A 16,481-nucleotide genomic window follows, 5' to 3' on the forward strand; every position below is an offset into this window, starting at 1 on the left:
CTACCGGGCCTTTTGATAACGGATGTAGAACAGCGTCAGGCCGAGAGAGATCAGCAGGATGATCACGGCGCTTGCCGCCGCCTGTGACAGGTTGTAGCTCGAAAACGCCAGCTTGTAGGTGTAGGTGCTGAGGACCTCGGTCGAGTAGATCGGGCCGCCGCCCGTGGTTATCCAGATCAGCGGGAAGACCTGCATGGTCCAGATGAAATCGAGCAGCGAGATGCTGATGATGATCGGCATCAGTTGCGGGATGGTGATGAAGAGCAGCTTCTGGTAGGCCTTCGCGCCGTCGATATCGGCGGCCTCGTAGAAATCCTTGGGAATGCCCTGCAGGCCTGCGAGCAGGCTGACCATGAAAAGCGGGTAGCCCGCCCAGATATTGGCGAAAGTGACGGCGTGCAGCGCGGTCTCGGGCGAGGAAAACCATTCGACCTTGGAACCGATGATGCCCATCTGCATGAGAACGCTGTTCACGACACCGTTCGGCTCGAGCAGCAGGCGCCAGATCACGGCGATGATCACCGCGGTGAACAGCCAGGGCAGTATGTAGAGCACGCGCAGGATATTGCGCAGCGTCGGATTGATCCGGTCGCTGTTCAGCATCAGCGCGAAGATCATGCCGATGGTCATGTGGAAAACGACACTCATGCACGTGAAGTAGAGCGTGTGCCAAAGCGAGGCCCAGAACACGGGATCGGCAAAGATCACCTGGTAGTGTTTCAGTCCGGCAAAGGACGGGTCGCGACGCAGCACCGCGCTGTTCTGGAACGAATAGGAAATCACCGTCACCATCGGCAGCAGCATCAGAAGGCCGATTATCAGGAGCGAGGGCGACAGATAGAGATAGGGTGCGACCGCTCGTTTCAGTCTGTGGTGGGAGCGCTTCTGCCGGGTCATGTGCCAACCTTGGATACGCCTTCAAGAGAAGGTGAGCTTCAAAAACAGGTTCATCTCAAATTGCCGATCCGTTGTTGCCGGGTGGCCTGCCCGAAGTCAGGCCACCCGGTGGAAAATAGCAAACTGGGAACAGGCCGATCAGAATTTCGCCATCCATCCTTTTTGAGCGTTGGCCGAGGCTTGTTCCGGAGACTGCTCGCCGGCGAGCATCTTCTGGGCTTCGACGTCGAACTGGGTCATCAGGTCTTCCGCCACCGGCAGACCCGTGAACTCATTGGCGAGGTAACCGGTCTTGAAGATTTCGAAAGCCTTGCCGAAAGCCTTGTCGGAGGTCACGAAATCGGGCTTCGCATTGACGTTGCCCGGGAAGGCGTTGGCAAGCGACACGAGCTTGGCGTTCACCTTTTCACTCATCAGGTATTGGACGAGTTTCCAGGCCTCCTCCTGATGTTTCGAGCCAGCGGAGATGCCGATGCCCCAGGAGGCATAGGGAAGGCCGCGCTTGCCGTTGTAGTTCTCCACGACCGGAACCGGAATGAGGTCGAAGTTCAGCTTGGGATTGCGTTTGCGGATGAGATTCACATGCGCAAGCGAGTCGATCATCATCCCGACCCGGTCGTTGACGAATTCCTCGATCTTTTCCTGTTCGGTCTTGGTGGCGATGCCGGGCGAGATGGTGCCCGCGTCATTGAGCGATTTGACGAAGGTCAGCATATCCACCACCGGTTTGCCCTCGAGAGCGGGCTTGCCGTCCGCCATCATCGATTGACCCGATGCCCAGACCCACGACATCATATCGTTCTGGACACCGGACGGCGTTTGCAGCGACAGCGGCAGCACCCAGCCATACTGGTTCTTGTCGGCATGGGTCATCTTCTTGGCGGCTTCGAGGAACTCCGCGCGGGTCGACGGCAGCTTGGTGACGCCCGCCTGGGCGGCGAGGTCCAAATTCACGAAGACCGGATAGACGAACGAAGCCACGGGAAACATCACCGCTTTGCCGTCCACCTTGATGATATCCGCGACCTGGCTCTTGTCGAAGCCGCTCGCATCCATCATAGGGTTCATGTCGGCCAGCGCATTCTGCGCATTCAGGTTGTTCACCCAGGCGCCGTCGAGGCCAACGACATCGCTGAGCGTTCCGGTTGCCGCACCAACCGAGATCTGGTCTCGCGTGGTCGCATAGGGGCCGCTGACCAGCGTCACCTTGATTCCGGGGTTCGCAGCCTCGAAGTCATTCATGATCGCCCTGAGCGAGCCGGCCGGCAATTCCGGCTCCCACCACTGGGTGAATTCCAGCGTCGTGTCCGCCATGGCGCCGGTTGCGCCAAGCAACCATGCGGCCGCGGCTATTTTCAGCACCACAGGTCGTATACGAAACGTCATTTTCTCCTCCTTCTTTAAGATCGGCCGCACGATGCGGACGATCGTCTGGTCTATTCAGAAGTCTTCATTCTCAGGCGCCTCGCCCTCGCCTGCGGGCTCTGCCGCACATCTTCAGATCGCCAGATGCGTCTCGGGATCGAAGAAATGGAGCTTGGTATCGTCCAGGGCCAACCGGATTTCCGAGCCGGCGTGGACTGCGCTGACCGGTTCGAATTTCGCCACCGCATTCGACGCCAGGCCGAAATCCTCCGCCGCGTCCGGGTCGCCGGAGTCCACCCGAACCGCGTCGATGTTCAGATGGACGATATGTTCGGATCCGAGTTCTTCGATCGAGGTCACCTTTGCCGGTATCGTCTGATACTTGCGGCCAGATTCGAGGCTGCTGTCATAGAGGTCCTCCGGTCGGATCCCGAACACGACCTTGCGCCCCGCATACGACTTCAAGCCCGACCTGCGCACGAAGGCTGCATCCCGCAGCCGGATGGCGAAGGTGCCGCACATCAGTTCGTCGCCCGTGAGGGTCGCCTCGAACAGGTTCATCGAAGGAGAACCGATGAAGCCGGCAACGAAGGCGTTCACCGGCGATTCATAGAGCCTCTTGGGTGTGTCGACCTGCTGCAGCACGCCGCCTTTCAGCACCGCGACCCTGTCCCCCATCGTCATCGCTTCGGTTTGGTCGTGGGTCACGTATATGGTCGTGACGCCGAGCTGCTTTTGCAGACTGGTGATTTCGGCGCGCATTTGAACACGCAGTTTCGCGTCCAGATTGGAAAGGGGTTCATCCATGAGAAAGGCGGCTGGCTCGCGCACCATGGCGCGGCCCATGGCAACTCTTTGACGCTGTCCGCCTGAAAGGTTCGCTGGTTTGCTGTCCAGCAGAGATGTCAGCTGGAGGGTTTTGGCGATCTCGTCCACGCGCTTCTTGCGCTCGGCCTTCGGCTTGCCTGCCAGCCGCATCGAAAAGGCGATGTTTTCGAACACCGTCATATGCGGGTAGAGCGCGTAACTCTGGAAGACCATCGCGATGTCGCGGTCCTTGGGCGGCATGTCGCCGACGTCGACCCCGCCGATCCGAAGGCTGCCGCTTGTGATGTCCTCCAACCCGGCGATCATTCGCAACGCGGTGGATTTGCCGCAGCCGGACGGCCCGACGAGTATCAAAAACTCACCATCCTTGACCGCTAGGTTCAATTGGTCGATCGCGTGAAAATTGTTCCCGTAGGTCTTGCAGATATTCTCAAGAGTGACTTCTGCCACATTCCTCCCTCCGCAAGTATAAGCCGATTGTTTTTATAGTTATGATCGACTTACTTTCGCCTGCGAGATATTTCCTCGGATAGTTTCTGCTATGCTCCAGTATCGAGTTGCGCATGTTTCAGTTCGACTGCTGACGGAGCGTTCGTCGATGTTAGGAGTTTCGTGACCTGGTCGTCGGTCGGAAGCGCTTCGCGCCCGCCACGCCCCGTGACGGACAGGGCCGCAGCCGCGGCCGCGAATGCGACCCGGCCTGCGGTGTCGGCTCCGCGCGTCAATGCATGGGCATATGCGCCGTGAAAGCAGTCACCGGCACCGGTCGAGTCGACGACGGCGACTCGGTGCGAAGGCAGGTGCCAGAGCCCTGTCTCGTCGCGTCCGCGATAGTAGACGCCCCCGCCCCCATCAGTCAGAACCACAGCGGACCGTGACGGCACCCATAGTGCATCGAGCATCTCGGCGGGCGATCGGCTGCCCGTGGCAGTCCGCGCAAAGCCGAGGGGAAGAATGAGATGGTCGCAGAGCGCGATCAGCCTATCTGTGGCTGCGCCGCTGCTCCATTCGATATCGCCGAGGATCGCAAGGCCGAGATCGCGGGCCCGGGCCACGACATCCATCGACCGGATCGCGTAACCATCGACGATCAGGACAGTCGCGCGGCTGAGAACCTCGCCTGGAAAATCCGGCGCGGTGCCCAGCATCGCTTCGTCGTCATACGCGATGAACCGCTCCCCATCCGAGCCGACGGTGATCCGCGAGTGCACCGGGCGTGCGTGCGGATGGCGCGGTGCGAATGCAGTTTCGACGCCGCTCGCAATGAGATCGCACAGCACGGCGTCGTCAGAGGCACTGCCCAGCCATCCGACGAACCCGGCGCTTCCGCCGAGCCGAGCGACGGCGACAAGGGCTGTCGCGACATTTCCCCCGAAAGCCCGGGCACTTTGCAGAACCTTCCCCTTGCCCGCCGACAACGGCTGATCGACATAGACGATGTCGTCGATCGCAATGGCGCCGAAGCCGAGGATTGAAGGGACGGTGGGCATCGTTCAGGCCCCCGCCTTCGCCAGGGCGTCTTGCGCCGAAAGGCCGTCATGGATGACGCCGCGAAAGGCAAGCGCTGCCTTTTCCGGATCGCCATGCCCCCAGAGGTTGCGGCCCACCACGGCACCGCGCGCGCCGGCGCGGATGGCGTCCGCCGTCTGCTGAAGGGCGCCGAGCAGCGTATCGGTCTTCGGACCACCCGCGATCACAACCGGCACCGGGCAGGTCCGAACGGTCTCCCGGAACGACTCGAAATCGCCCGTGTAGCCTATCTTGATCACGTCGACGCCGGACTCGTAGCCGATGCGCGCCGCATAGGCGATCTCGTCGGGGGTGAAGACGATTTTCGCCCCGTCGGTGAAATCGCGAGGATAGATGTGAGCCACCACCGGCATGCCGTAGCGGGCCGCCGCATTCACCGAATTGGTCAGCCAGCGTATGTACTTACCCTCGGTCGCGCCGCGCACCGGAATGGCCACGGCCAACGCATCGGCCCCCGCGCGCACCGCATCCTCGGGCGTTGCAATCAGCTCACTGATACGATCGTCCGGGGTAAAGCAGCCCGCCTGGATCACCAGAGAAGCTTTGCCCGCATATTGCGGCCACAGGTGGCGCGCGGTGCCAGGCTGGATGCTGACGTAGTCGGGTTTGCCCAACATGACGCGCGCCAGCGCGCCCGGCAGGTCGGCAAGACCTCCTTTGCGCACGTCGCCATAGCCGACAAAATGGTCGACAGCGCCGCCAAAAAGCTTCCCCGATGGATGCGAGAAGAGGCGCGCAAGGCGCACTTTGGTTCCTAGGCTCATAGTTCCCTAATCTCTTGATTTCCAAATCCTGAAGGCTGGCGGCCTCCGATGCTGCGCCAGCGTTTTCACATGCTCTATAAAGATTTTACGCGCGTCAATATTTAAAATGCGCTATAGCGAATAACAAAAATTGTCCGCCGCCATCGCGGCTCGGGCGCTGTCGCATTCGGAGGTCGGAAGGAAAATGCAAGCAAAATCAGGGCAGAAGCTCGGCATCGGCGTTATCGGATGCGGTAACATCTCGATGACCTATCTGCGCAACGCAGCAATTTTTACCGGCGTGGAACTGCGCGCTTGTGCCGATATTTCCGCCGACATGGCCGCACTGCGCGCCAGGGAATATGGCATCCGTGCGCTACCGGTCGATGCGTTGCTGGCCGACCCGGAGGTCGATCTCGTCCTCAACCTCACCGTTCCCTCCGCCCATTTCGACATCTCGTTTTCGGCGCTCTCGGCCGGAAAACATGTCTTCACCGAAAAGCCTCTCGCGACTTCGGCCAGCGAGGGCCGCCGGCTGGTCGCCGAGGCGACGAAGCGCGGGTTGCTCCTGGGGTCAGCCCCGGACACTTTTCTTGGCGCAGCCGGCCGTCGCGCCCGCCGCCTGATGGACGAGGGCGCCATCGGCCGCGCTGTGACCGGCACCGCCTTCATGATGGGACGCGGCATGGAGCACTGGCACCCCAATCCGCAATTCTACTATCAGCCGGGCGGCGGCCCCGTCTTCGATATGGGGCCTTATTATCTGACGATGCTCGTCAACCTGCTCGGCCCGGTCGCCCGTGTCATGGCGATGGCGACGCGCGGCCAGGACGAGCGTCTGATCACCGCCGAAGGTCCTTATAGGAACACCAGCTTCAGGGTCGGCACGCCGACAAACATCCTGTCGCTGCTCGAATTCCGCTCCGGCGCCACCGTCACCTTCGGCGCGTCCTGGGACGTCTTCAAGCACTCCAACCATCCGATCGAGTTGCACGGCACGGAAGGCTCGCTCAGGCTGCCCGATCCCGACACCTTTGGCGGCACCGTTTCGCTGTCGGCGCGTGGCGACGACTGGAAGGATTTCGCGAGCGAGTCCGAACTCTATGGCGCGCGGAACTGGCCTTATGCTGCGCCCGACCGCGCCAATTACCGCATGCTCGGCGTCGCCGACCTGGCGCGGGCGCTGTCGGAAGAGAGGAAGCCGCGCGCGTCCGGCGAGCTGGCGCTGCATGTGCTGGAGATCATGGAAGCGATCCTCGCTTCAGGCGAGAGCCGCAACTCCGTCGCCGTCGTCGGCACCGTCGACCAGCCGCCGCTGCTCGGCGAGGACGAGGCGGCGAGCCTGCTTGCCTGAGGTGCCCAGACGCTTGGCGGGAGTTCGGCAGGTTCTAGGCCGATTGGCGCATCACCAGCGTCGCGTCGAGATTGACCTTCGGCGCGACCGCCGTGCCGTCCTCGTCGAGGAGCGCCAGCAGCGTCTCGACGCTGCGGCCGGCCATTGCCGCGAAATCCTGCGCCATGGTGGTGAGCGCCGGACAGGTGTAGCGGCTGAGCGGATGGTCGTCATGGGCTGCAACGCGCAGGTCGCAATCCGCCTTGCGGCCTATTTTCAGGCCTTTCGAGAAGGCGGCCGCCATCACGCCGAAGGCAAGGCGGTCGTTGGCGCACAGGATGGTCTTGCCCGGTAGGCCGCCATTGGTGAGCATCTTCTCGGTCTGCTCGTAGCCGATCCGTTCGAAATCCCAAGTGTAGTCGTCGGTATTGCCGAAGACGAGCGGCTCCTGGCCGAGCCGCGTCATGGCATCGATGTAGCTCTCGACTCGCTCGCGCGAATTGTGGTTGACGTGCGGGATGTCGAAATAGACCGGGGCGTCGCCCGAGCGGCAAAGATAGTCGACGATGGTCGACATGCTCTGCACATTGTTGTTGCCGACAAAAGGCGTGCCGCCTTCGAGATAGGTGTCGAAATAGACGATCGGGATCGCTTGCGTCAGCTTCTCGATCGCCCGCTGGTCCGAGCGCCGGCCAAGCGGCGCGACCAGCGCGCCGGAGACCTTCAGCGACAGGATGGTCCGTGTCGCCTCCGCCTCGAGCTCGCTCGATCCGTGCGAGGAAATGACGATCGGCCAATAGCCTTCGTCGCGCAGCCTGAGTTCGATGCGGCTGACCATCTCCGAATAGAACGGGTCGGTCACCGTCGGCACGACGATGCCGATGCTGCGGGTGCGCTTGCGGTTGAGATTGCGGGCGAACAGATTGGGCTGGTAGTCGGACGAGCGCAGCGCGTCCTCGATGCGCTTGCGCGTCGCCGGCTTGACGCTGGTCGGGTCGTCGAAAAATTTCGACAGTGTCGGCCTGGAGACGCCGCAGGAGCGTGCGAAATCCTCCATCGTCTTGTACGTTATCGGCATTCAAACCCTCGCGGCATGGAATCCTTGCTCCATGCGCTGCCCCGGCGCTTTCATACGGTGCGCCGGCGCGCGACTGCAACTTGAAACTTTACAGACAACTTTGCAAGTTTCAACGCGCTGTATGAAATTATTCCACGCGTAAATTTATTAATTGACGTGAAAAAGCCAAGGCCGTATTTCAATTTTGGTATCTACGGGGCTGCTGGAGAACGGACCCCGCGGACGAATGCCGGAGGACGTGATGAAGAAGCTGGTCTCAGCCGGCGAGATCCTCGTCGAGATCATGGCTGAGCGGATCGGTCAGAGCTTTCTCGAGCCCGGGCCGCTGGTCGGACCTTTCCCGTCCGGCGCGCCGGCGATCTTTATCGGCCAGGCCGCGGCGCTCGGCCAGCCAGCGGGTCTCATCGGTGCCGTCGGCAAGGACGATTTCGGCCAGCTGAACATCGACCGGTTGCGCGCGCTCGGCGCCGACGTTTCGGCGATCGCGGTTTATGAGGGCCACGCCACCGGCACCGCCTTCGTCACCTATCGGCCCGACGCTTCCAGGCATTTCGTCTTCAACATCCGCAACAGCGCCGCCGGCCTGCTGGAGATGAACGATGCGGCCAAGCGGCTGCTCGACGGAGCCGACCACGTCCATGTCATGGGCTCGTCGCTGTTTTCGGAGCGCGCGACGGAAGTCGCGCTGGCAGCAATTGCGGCGGTGAAGGCCAAGGGCGGAACCGTATCCTTCGACCCCAACATCCGCCGCGAGATCCTGCAGGCTTCCGGCATGCGCCAGGCTCTCGATCAGGTGCTGGCGCAGACGGATGTCTTCCTGCCGAGCGGCAATGAGCTGTTCCTGTTTTCCTCGGCCGCTGACGAACGGAGCGCCGTCGGCGAATTGCTGGAACGAGGCATTTCCTGCATCGTGCTGAAGAAAGGCGCCGACGGCGCCGCCTATCACGACCGGCGGGGCATGGTCGCCTTGCCGGGCTTCGCCGTCGAGGAAGTCGACCCGACCGGCGCCGGCGACTGCTTCGGCGCCGCTTTCGTTTCCTTCTGGCTGCGCGGCGCCGCGCCCGCCGATGCGCTGCGCATAGCCAATGCCTGCGGCGCGCTTGCGGTCACCCGCAAGGGGCCGATGGAGGGCATTCATCGGCTCGCCGACGTAGAAGCCTTCATAGCCAAGGCGGGGGCGCACGCATGACCGGCGCCACGACAAGATTTGCCGGCATCGCCGCGCGGCGCGGGGCCGGCGGCAAAGGCGGCATCGCCTCGATCTGTTCGGCGCATCCGCTGGTCATCGAAGCGACGCTCCGCCACGGCGCGGCGCATGGCGCCGATGTGCTGATCGAGGCGACCTGCAACCAAGTCAACCATGAGGGCGGCTATACCGGCATGACGCCGGCTGCCTTCCGCGCTTTCGTCGAGGCGCATGCGGCGAGCACGGGCTTTCCGCTCGACCGGCTGATCCTTGGCGGCGACCATCTGGGACCCAATCCGTGGAAGCATCTGCCCGCCGCGGAGGCGATGCGGAAGGCGGCGGCGATGATCGACGCTTATGCCGGCGCCGGCTTCACCAAGCTGCATCTCGACACCAGCATGGCCTGCGCCGACGATCCCGTGGCACTCGCCGACGAAACGATCGCCGCGCGGGCAGCCGAGCTCGCGGCGGTCGCCGAGGCCGCGGTCGCGCGCGCCGGCGGCGAAAAGCCCGTCTACATCATCGGCACCGAAGTGCCGGTGCCGGGCGGCGCGCTGGAAGCGCTCGACCATATGCATGTGACCGAGCCCGCCGATGCGCTGCGCACCGTCGAGGTCCATCGCCGGGCCTTCTCACGGCTCGACCTCGATGCCGCCTTTGCCCGCGCCGTCGGCGTCGTCGTCCAGCCCGGCGTCGAGTTCGGCAATGCCGACATCATCGCCTACATGCCTCAGAAGGCGGCGAAGCTGGTGGCTTCGCTGGAAAGCATGCCGCAATTCGTCTTCGAGGCGCATTCGACCGACTACCAGCCGGCCGAAGCATTGGCCGCGCTCGTGCGCGACCGCTTTGCCATCCTCAAGGTCGGCCCTTGGCTGACCTTCGCGCTGCGCGAGGCGCTCTATGGCCTGAGCTATATCGCCGACCAGTTGGCGCCCGAACCGTCGCGCGAAAACCTGCCGGCCGCGATGGAGCGCGTGATGATGGCCTCGCCGGGCAACTGGCAGAAATACTATCCCGGCACGCCCGACGAGCAGCGCCTGCAGCGGCATTTCTCCTTCAGCGACCGCATCCGCTACTACTGGCCGTCGCCCGACGCGCAACGCGCGACAGAAGCCTTGCTGGCGGCGCTGGGCGAGCGCGAAATCGACCGTCCGCTGATCAGCCAGTATCTCGGGCATCTCGATGCCGAGGTCGGCGCCGGCCGGATCAAGCCAACCGCGCATGAGCTTCTGATCGCCAGCGTCACGCGCGTCCTCGACATCTATCGCGGCGCAACGAACCCGTAAGCCCGGGCGGTTGGACCGGCTGTGGTTGCAACGCCCGGCAAAGCACACGACTTCAGTCTTCCAAAAATCTTTTGCGTCACGTTCCGTTTCCATCCGCCTCGTCGTCCTTGATGTGTCCGAAACAGAAGGAGCACCGCAATGGCCCGGATGGTCGTCATCTACCCCACACCGAAGGACGTCGAGGCGTTTGACCGGCATTACTTCGAAATCCACGTGCCTCTCGCCAAGAGGATTCCGGGTCTCCGGAAATACGAGGTCAGCGACGGCCCGATCGCGACGCCGGTGGGAACTTCCAGTATCCATCGGATCGGAACGCTGTATTTCGACGACCTTGCGGCGATCGAAAGAGCGTTCGCAAGCCCTGAGGGACAAGCGGCTGGGGCCGATCGCCGAATCTATGCGCCTGACGACTCGGGCGTTCAAATGTTCCTTTTCGACAACAAAGAAGTCTGAGCCCGCCCTGTTCGTCTCGGCAGGCGAGCGGATGAAATGACGGCGCTGCTCGATCGTCTCAAGCCAGCCTAGTATACCGGCGTCGCCATGTGCCGCGGCGCCGGCCATTCGGCCGTGATATCCGGCTGCACCGGCCGTTCGAGATAGGTCGACAGCACCACATAGCTGCGCGTCGAGACCACGCCCGGCGTCTCGTAGATCCGCGACAGCAGGCCTTCCAGCGCCCTTGTGTCCTCGGTGCGCACTTTGAGCAGCATGCAGGTATCGCCGGCGACGGAATGGATTTCCTCCACTTCCGGACATTCGGAAATCGCCATCAGCTCCGGCGTCTTGCCCCAGCCTCTTGTGTCGATGTGCACGAAGGCGAGCAGCGGCTTCTTCACCGCCTTCGGATCGATGATCGCCGAGGTGGCACGGATGGCGCCGCTGCGCCTTAGCCGCTTGACGCGCTCATGCGCCGCTGGCGGCGACAGGCCGACGCGCTCGCCGAGCTCGGCATAGCTGATGGTCGCGTCGTCGACGAGAACGCCTAATATTTTTCGGTCGATCGGGTCGACCTCACGGGCAGGTTGCCTGTTCCGCTGAACGTCATCTGTTTCTGTGTCCATATGGAAATTCTCCATTGATGCTGAATTTAATTCGGCCATTATGGAGATATGTCGAACAGTGATCAATCAGCAATTCTGACCGCCGCGCCGCGGGCACCAATCCCGGCGGCGGCCTATCTGCTCACCGGCTGCATCGCCGTCATCGGCTCGAACTCGCTGGTTCTCGGGCCGATTGCGCCCGCCGTCGCGGCGTCGTTCGGGGCGAGCGTGCCGGCGGTGATGACGGCCGCCGCCGCTTTCGGTCTCGGCACTTCGGCCAGCGCGCTCTTCCTCGCCCGCTACATCGACCGGATCGGCGCGCGCCGCATGCTGCAAGGGGCCTTGCTTTTGCTGGCGCTGGCACTGATCGCAAGCGCGCTCGCGCCGACCGTGACGGCGCTGGTCGCGGCCCAGCTCGTTGCCGGCATCGCCGCGGGTGTGGCCATGCCTGCGATCTATGCCAGCTCGGCGGCGATCGCGCCGCCCGGCCGCGAGAGCGGCACCATCGGCGTCGTGCTGACCGGCTGGACGCTCTCCATGGTCGCCGGCGTGTCGCTGTCGGCCGTGCTTGCCGATCTCATCCACTGGCGCGCCGTCTTCGCCACTGTCGCGCTTCTGGCCGGAATCGCCGTCGCCGGCCTCGCAATGAGCTCGCTGCGCGACGCCAGGAAAAGCGGTCCGGCGCCGTCGCCGCTCGGCGCGCTGGCCGTGCCCGGCATCTTGCCGCTGCTGATCGCTTGCGGCGCCTTCATGACCGCTTTCTACGGGGTTTACGGCTATCTCGGCGATCATCTGCATGAAGGTCTCGGCGAGCCCGTCAGCGCCAACGGCCTTGCGGCGATCGCCTATGGCCTCGGCTTCGGCGCGGCCGCACTGCTCGACGGCGTCATCGATCGCCTCGGCGCCCGCCGCGTCATGCCCTTCGCCTACCTGCTGGTCGCCGCCGTCTATCTCGCTATGGCCTCGGCGAGCGACGTCTTCGGTCTCATGATGGCGACGATTGCCGTCTGGGGCCTGGCCAATCATTTCGGGCTGAACGTTCTGGTGATGCGCCTGACGGCGCTCGACCCTTCGCGCCGCGGCACCATCATGGGCCTGAACAGCGCGGTCACCTATCTGGCCGTCACCGTCGGCACCGCGGGCTTCGGACCGCTCTACACAAGCTTCGGCTTCGCCAATTGCGCCCTGATCGCGGCCGGATTGATGCTGGTGGCGGCAGGTGCCGCAGCGTGGCGGTCAGTGGGCTGACTGTCTGCAATCAGTTCGGGCTCGCAACGACGACCGTGCGCGCCGCCCTTAGCAGCCATGGGCATGCATAATAGTCGCTGATCCGAATTACGATCCCGTTGGTGGCTTCGATCCGGACCGGATAAGCCGGTTTCCAGCCGGCTTCGTCCCGGTGGAGCACGAGCAGCACGATTTCGTCATCGACCGCGCCGATCGTTATCTGCCAGTTGGCCTTGCCCTTTTCATATTCGACGAAGTAGATCGATTCCGACAAGGGTCCCCTGAAGCAGTCCGAGACCCGCAGTTGCGCGTCGGCGCTGGTCAATGCCCGCACACCGTCCCAGTCACGGCGGTTGAAGAGTTCGACATAGCGCGTCAGCAGTCTTGAAAGCTGGGGATCTGGCGAAGGCCCGGAACGGCCGGCTGGCAGGCTCGGCAAAGCGGCCAGCTTGGCGCGGCCACGGCTCAAAGCCGCCTTGACGCCACCGACGGTCGATCCGACGAGGTCGGCTATCTCTTCCAGCGAATGGTCGAAGACGTCCTTCAGCAAAATGCAGGCACGCTCCTTGGGCGGCAGGTGGATCACCAGCCGTTCGATGGCGCGATCGGTGCCCTGGCCGGCGGGTTCGGCCGGCGGAACGATCTCGTCGACCACGAAATTTGCCTCGGCGCGCTGGCGCGTTTGCCGGTTGCGTAGGAAATCGATGCAGCGGTTGTGCGCGGTGCGAAACAGCCACAAACGAAGAGCGCTCGGATCGTCGATCTTTTCGATCTTGCGATAGATCTCGAACAGCGTTTCCTGCATGACGTCCTCGCCGTCGAGCGCCGAGCCCGTCATGCGCGCGCAATAGCCGTGCAGCCGTTCCCGCAAGTGCGCGACCGTTTCCAGAAACGCGGCGTAACGAACGTCGAAGAGCCCGGTAGGCTCAAATCTTGGCTGCATCATCACGAAACCCGAAAACCGTTATGCACGTCCCGCCGGAGCAAGGTCTGGCCATGCTACATCAGCCTTATGTCATCGGGAGACCGATCGAAGCGATCATGTCTGCCGTCGACATGCATCACCGGCGCCGCCGCCAGTTCTTCTGGATCGATCCCGTCGAGAGCCGCTATCGGAATGGCGAAAACGATGCCGCCAAGCGCCGGAATATCGCCGCGCGCCGGCATGCGTGTGCCGCAGGTCGCGCAGAAGTGATACTGGATGCTGGGTGCCTCCCTGCCGGGTGGGATCCACTGATATTCGGTCTGCGCTTCGGCCCCGGACATAAGGCGATAGTGTTGAGGACCAACGAATCCCACCCAGGAGCGCGTCTTGGTGCATGTCGAACAATTGCATTTGACGGTTCCCCGGCTGAGGTCGATATCGGCCTCGAACCGAACTTTGCCGCAATGGCAGCTTCCTGCGTAGGTCTTCAGCATATTCCAATATTCTCCGCGCTCGCCGACCGGCACGATCGCCGGCGACTCCAAGACGTATGGCGCCGAGAAAAGGATACGCGCCTGACTGATTCTCGCAGCGAGCAGACTTGCGCCAAGGTCATTTCAGCACGCGATAGGTCAGCGTCACGATGCCGCTTTCGAACCGGCGCGTGTCCGTAAGCTCCAACCTGACCAGAGATGGGTCGACATCCTGGAACGCTCGCTTTCCATGAACGACGCGTGTCGGCAGGATCGAGAGCTGATATTCATCGACGAGCTTGCTGGCGAGCAGGGTCTGGTCGAGCTGCGTGACACCGTACTTCAATATGTCGCCGCCACCTTGCGCCTTGATTTCAGCGATACCCTCCGCGACGTCGCCTTCAATCAGCGAAGCGTTCCAGCCGACCTCTTTCAGGGTTCGCGATGCGACCAGCTTCTTCAGCCCGTTCATGCGGTCCATATACTTGCCCTGAATCTGCGGCCATCGGTTGGAAAACAGCTCGTAGGTCACGCGACCGAGCAGGAAGTACTCCGCTTCGCCGGCCTTGGCATAGGAATGTTCGAGGGCATCTCCGATAAAGAAGGGCGATGCCCAGTTCATGGGCGCCTCGATCACGCCGTCGAGCGAGACGAAGCTGCCGACAATCAATTTCCTCATCACAAATTCTCCTGCAGGAGGCCAATCCTGCTAGGACGTTCGAGATGGGCTCCGGGATACGCGACGTGAGAATTTTTTTGGACCAAGGTTGGCTTGCCGATACCCAGGGTCCATCGATATGCCTTGGCGAAGCATCGGCCGGAGCGCATGCGCGATGAACACGACTTTGGAAGTCACGACCGACCCCTTGCCGCGGGACCTCGCCTTCGTCGGCGAGGCCCTCACGGCTTTCAATGACGGCGACGTTGGCGTCTCAGGCCGCAAGACGCTGGCCGTCTTCGTGCGCGACGATGCCGGAGCCATCGTCGCCGGCATTTCCGGCTACACCGCATGGGGCTGGCTCTACGTCCAGTGGCTCTGGGTCGACGAGAAGCTGCGCGGCCAACGCGTCGCCGCCAGCATGCTGGACGCAGCGGAGCGGGAAGCGCTGGCGCGTGGCTGCCAGGCCGCCTGGATCGACACCTTCAATCCGACCGCGGCCAAGGTCTATCAGCGCCAAGGCTACCAGCCGTTCGGCACACTTCCCGATTTTCCGGTCGGCCGCTGCCGCATCTTCCTGCAGAAGAAGCTGTCTTAAAGCGCGTCGCGCAGAAACGGATTCAGGCGACGCGCTTTAAGTTTCTTTTTGATGCATGTCGTTCTCCCAAAACCGCTGCACACTTTTGGGCGACATGCATTAACCCGCGAGCTTCCCGCCGCGCATCGGCTGCGGCACACCGGTGGTGCTCGGAAAACTGATCGGCAGGCCGCGCAGCACGCGTACTGCCAGGAACGCGAAACATTCCGCTTCCACTGCGTCGCCTTTCCAGCCGAGCGCCTCGGCTTGCATCACTTCGACGCCGGCGCGGGTCGCGAGCATCGCCATCATGGTCGGGTTGCGGCGGCCGCCGCCGCTGACCGCCAGCCGCTTCGGCCGGCGCGGCAACAGGTCGAGCGCCTTGCCGACGGCGGAGACTGTGAAAGCCGTCAGCGTTGCCGCACCATCCTCGGCCCCGAGACCGTCCGCCATCGCCGCGGTGAAGTCGAAGCGGTCGAGCGATTTCGGGTAAGGCTTGGTGAGATAGGGATGCTGCAGCAACCGCTCGAGCCTTGCTTCGTCGACCGTGCCGGCGGCCGCCAACTTGCCGTCGCGGTCCATCTCGCCGAGACCCTTCGACTTGACGAAGTCGTTGACCGGGGCGTTGGCCGGACCGGTGTCGAAGGCGACGATTGCGCCCTTGCCGTCCCACCATGTGATGTTGCCGACGCCGCCGAGATTGAGCACGGCAGTATCGCCGCTGGCATCCGCCTCCTTGAGCAGCGCCGCATGATAGGCGGCGGCCAAAGGCGCGCCTTGCCCGCCGGCCGCCACATCGGCCGAGCGGAAATCATAGGCGACCTTGGTGCCGAGGAGGGCCGCCATCAATTCGCCGTCGCCGAGCTGGCGCGTCCGGCCGATCCGCTCCGGCTGCGGGGCGCGGTGCAGCACCGTCTGGCCATGGAAGCCGACGACGCCGATATCGGCCATCGTGAACCCATAGCTTTCGACAAGATCCCTGACCGCCGCCGACTGCGCGCGCGTCAGCGCTTCCTCGGCTTCGCGGAAGATCGCGGGTTCCGGTCCTTCGAAATTCCAGGCGCGCGCCTGGCGCAGCGTCTCTTCGAGAAGCGTACGGATAGATTGCGGGTAGGGGGCCAGGGTATAGGTGCCGAAGTCGGCGATGCGCTCGCCGTCGGTCTTGATCAGCGCCACGTCGATGTTGCCGTCAAGCACCGTGCCGGTCATCAGGCCGACGGCCCAGATTGGTTCCATGGTCGCTCCTCGAATCGCCGTTGGACCACGTGTCGGACGGATCGGGGCGGCAGGCAAGTCTTTCGCGAGCGATGGGAGGCTGCCGCCCACCGTCAGCTT

The 16,481-nt window shown here is 63.2% G+C and carries 17 protein-coding genes; 6 read left to right on the forward strand and 11 right to left on the reverse strand.

Annotated features, from left to right (window positions below; translation table 11 throughout):
• The 5 genes from RFN30_RS00470 to RFN30_RS00490 all read right to left on the reverse strand — a co-directional run bounded on the left by RFN30_RS00470 (position 1) and on the right by RFN30_RS00490 (position 5,384).
• Complete coding sequence (locus RFN30_RS00470; protein ID WP_320260176.1) at positions 1-897, reverse strand: carbohydrate ABC transporter permease; 897 nt, start codon at positions 895-897, stop codon at positions 1-3.
• Positions 898-1,035: 138 nt separating this feature from the next.
• Positions 1,036-2,283 carry an ABC transporter substrate-binding protein gene (locus RFN30_RS00475; RefSeq protein WP_320260177.1) on the reverse strand — a complete coding sequence of 416 codons (1,248 nt, stop codon included), beginning with the start codon at positions 2,281-2,283 and terminating at the stop codon, positions 1,036-1,038.
• A gap of 111 nt (positions 2,284-2,394) precedes the next feature.
• Positions 2,395-3,540 (reverse strand): ABC transporter ATP-binding protein, encoded by a 1,146-nt coding sequence (locus RFN30_RS00480; RefSeq protein WP_320260178.1) that lies wholly within the window; start codon positions 3,538-3,540, stop codon positions 2,395-2,397.
• Between the two features lie 89 nt (positions 3,541-3,629).
• Entirely contained in the window at positions 3,630-4,580 is a 951-nt protein-coding gene (locus RFN30_RS00485) for a PfkB family carbohydrate kinase (protein WP_320260179.1), read from the reverse strand.
• A 3-nt stretch (positions 4,581-4,583) separates the two neighbouring features.
• Complete coding sequence (locus RFN30_RS00490; protein WP_320260180.1) at positions 4,584-5,384, reverse strand: beta/alpha barrel domain-containing protein; 801 nt, start codon at positions 5,382-5,384, stop codon at positions 4,584-4,586.
• A 184-nt stretch (positions 5,385-5,568) separates the two neighbouring features.
• Between RFN30_RS00490 and RFN30_RS00495 the strand changes: the two genes are divergently transcribed.
• Positions 5,569-6,717, forward strand: a complete 1,149-nt coding sequence (locus RFN30_RS00495; RefSeq protein ID WP_320260181.1) for a Gfo/Idh/MocA family protein — start codon at positions 5,569-5,571, stop codon at positions 6,715-6,717.
• Positions 6,718-6,751: 34 nt separating this feature from the next.
• Here RFN30_RS00495 and RFN30_RS00500 read toward each other — a convergent pair whose 3' ends face one another.
• Positions 6,752-7,774, reverse strand: a complete 1,023-nt coding sequence (locus tag RFN30_RS00500; protein WP_320260182.1) for a LacI family DNA-binding transcriptional regulator — start codon at positions 7,772-7,774, stop codon at positions 6,752-6,754.
• 241 nt (positions 7,775-8,015) lie between these two features.
• Here RFN30_RS00500 and RFN30_RS00505 point away from each other — a divergent pair, with 241 nt between their 5' ends.
• From RFN30_RS00505 to RFN30_RS00515, 3 genes are all read left to right on the forward strand, one after another.
• Positions 8,016-8,963, forward strand: a complete 948-nt coding sequence (locus RFN30_RS00505) for a sugar kinase (RefSeq protein WP_320260183.1) — start codon at positions 8,016-8,018, stop codon at positions 8,961-8,963.
• On the forward strand, positions 8,960-10,246 hold the full coding sequence (locus RFN30_RS00510; RefSeq protein ID WP_320260184.1) for a D-tagatose-bisphosphate aldolase, class II, non-catalytic subunit: 1,287 nt from the start codon (positions 8,960-8,962) through the stop codon (positions 10,244-10,246). The genes RFN30_RS00505 and RFN30_RS00510 overlap by 4 nt, the downstream gene beginning before the upstream one ends.
• A gap of 138 nt (positions 10,247-10,384) precedes the next feature.
• The gene (locus tag RFN30_RS00515; protein ID WP_320260185.1) at positions 10,385-10,699 is read left to right on the forward strand and encodes an EthD family reductase; all 315 of its coding nucleotides are present in this window, start codon (positions 10,385-10,387) and stop codon (positions 10,697-10,699) included.
• Positions 10,700-10,767: 68 nt separating this feature from the next.
• Here the strand turns inward: RFN30_RS00515 and RFN30_RS00520 are convergent, their stop codons facing one another.
• The gene (locus RFN30_RS00520; protein WP_320260186.1) at positions 10,768-11,307 is read right to left on the reverse strand and encodes an Lrp/AsnC family transcriptional regulator; all 540 of its coding nucleotides are present in this window, start codon (positions 11,305-11,307) and stop codon (positions 10,768-10,770) included.
• A gap of 48 nt (positions 11,308-11,355) precedes the next feature.
• On the opposite strand from RFN30_RS00520, the gene RFN30_RS00525 reads away from it, so the two are divergent.
• Positions 11,356-12,534 carry an MFS transporter gene (locus tag RFN30_RS00525; RefSeq protein WP_320260187.1) on the forward strand — a complete coding sequence of 393 codons (1,179 nt, stop codon included), beginning with the start codon at positions 11,356-11,358 and terminating at the stop codon, positions 12,532-12,534.
• Between the two features lie 10 nt (positions 12,535-12,544).
• Here the strand turns inward: RFN30_RS00525 and RFN30_RS00530 are convergent, their stop codons facing one another.
• From RFN30_RS00530 to RFN30_RS00540, 3 genes are all read right to left on the reverse strand, one after another.
• Positions 12,545-13,459: a sigma-70 family RNA polymerase sigma factor gene (locus RFN30_RS00530; protein ID WP_320260188.1), complete on the reverse strand. Its 915-nt coding sequence runs from the start codon at positions 13,457-13,459 to the stop codon at positions 12,545-12,547.
• A gap of 53 nt (positions 13,460-13,512) precedes the next feature.
• Complete coding sequence (locus tag RFN30_RS00535; protein WP_320260189.1) at positions 13,513-13,965, reverse strand: GFA family protein; 453 nt, start codon at positions 13,963-13,965, stop codon at positions 13,513-13,515.
• Positions 13,966-14,050: 85 nt separating this feature from the next.
• Positions 14,051-14,590, reverse strand: a complete 540-nt coding sequence (locus RFN30_RS00540) for a dihydrofolate reductase family protein (RefSeq protein ID WP_320260190.1) — start codon at positions 14,588-14,590, stop codon at positions 14,051-14,053.
• 154 nt (positions 14,591-14,744) lie between these two features.
• Here RFN30_RS00540 and RFN30_RS00545 point away from each other — a divergent pair, with 154 nt between their 5' ends.
• Positions 14,745-15,167, forward strand: a complete 423-nt coding sequence (locus tag RFN30_RS00545) for a GNAT family N-acetyltransferase (protein ID WP_320260191.1) — start codon at positions 14,745-14,747, stop codon at positions 15,165-15,167.
• A 99-nt stretch (positions 15,168-15,266) separates the two neighbouring features.
• Here RFN30_RS00545 and RFN30_RS00550 read toward each other — a convergent pair whose 3' ends face one another.
• On the reverse strand, positions 15,267-16,382 hold the full coding sequence (locus tag RFN30_RS00550; RefSeq protein ID WP_320260192.1) for an anhydro-N-acetylmuramic acid kinase: 1,116 nt from the start codon (positions 16,380-16,382) through the stop codon (positions 15,267-15,269).
• Positions 16,383-16,481 lie beyond the last annotated feature (99 nt).

The organism is Mesorhizobium dulcispinae, from assembly GCF_033977345.1.
GTDB lineage: Bacteria > Pseudomonadota > Alphaproteobacteria > Rhizobiales > Rhizobiaceae > Mesorhizobium > Mesorhizobium dulcispinae.

Bases quoted from the DNA above. Each gene is read 5' to 3' on its own strand.
- RFN30_RS00470 (WP_320260176.1), bottom strand. From the start codon at position 897: ATGACCCGGCAGAAGCGCTCCCACCACAGACTGAAACGAGCGGTCGCA.
- RFN30_RS00475 (WP_320260177.1), bottom strand. From the start codon at position 2,283: ATGACGTTTCGTATACGACCTGTGGTGCTGAAAATAGCCGCGGCCGCA.
- RFN30_RS00485 (WP_320260179.1), bottom strand. From the start codon at position 4,580: ATGCCCACCGTCCCTTCAATCCTCGGCTTCGGCGCCATTGCGATCGAC.
- RFN30_RS00490 (WP_320260180.1), bottom strand. From the start codon at position 5,384: ATGAGCCTAGGAACCAAAGTGCGCCTTGCGCGCCTCTTCTCGCATCCA.
- RFN30_RS00495 (WP_320260181.1), top strand. From the start codon at position 5,569: ATGCAAGCAAAATCAGGGCAGAAGCTCGGCATCGGCGTTATCGGATGC.
- RFN30_RS00500 (WP_320260182.1), bottom strand. From the start codon at position 7,774: ATGCCGATAACGTACAAGACGATGGAGGATTTCGCACGCTCCTGCGGC.
- RFN30_RS00505 (WP_320260183.1), top strand. From the start codon at position 8,016: ATGAAGAAGCTGGTCTCAGCCGGCGAGATCCTCGTCGAGATCATGGCT.
- RFN30_RS00510 (WP_320260184.1), top strand. From the start codon at position 8,960: ATGACCGGCGCCACGACAAGATTTGCCGGCATCGCCGCGCGGCGCGGG.
- RFN30_RS00515 (WP_320260185.1), top strand. From the start codon at position 10,385: ATGGCCCGGATGGTCGTCATCTACCCCACACCGAAGGACGTCGAGGCG.
- RFN30_RS00520 (WP_320260186.1), bottom strand. From the start codon at position 11,307: ATGGACACAGAAACAGATGACGTTCAGCGGAACAGGCAACCTGCCCGT.
- RFN30_RS00525 (WP_320260187.1), top strand. From the start codon at position 11,356: ATGTCGAACAGTGATCAATCAGCAATTCTGACCGCCGCGCCGCGGGCA.
- RFN30_RS00530 (WP_320260188.1), bottom strand. From the start codon at position 13,459: ATGATGCAGCCAAGATTTGAGCCTACCGGGCTCTTCGACGTTCGTTAC.
- RFN30_RS00540 (WP_320260190.1), bottom strand. From the start codon at position 14,590: ATGAGGAAATTGATTGTCGGCAGCTTCGTCTCGCTCGACGGCGTGATC.
- RFN30_RS00545 (WP_320260191.1), top strand. From the start codon at position 14,745: ATGAACACGACTTTGGAAGTCACGACCGACCCCTTGCCGCGGGACCTC.
- RFN30_RS00550 (WP_320260192.1), bottom strand. From the start codon at position 16,382: ATGGAACCAATCTGGGCCGTCGGCCTGATGACCGGCACGGTGCTTGAC.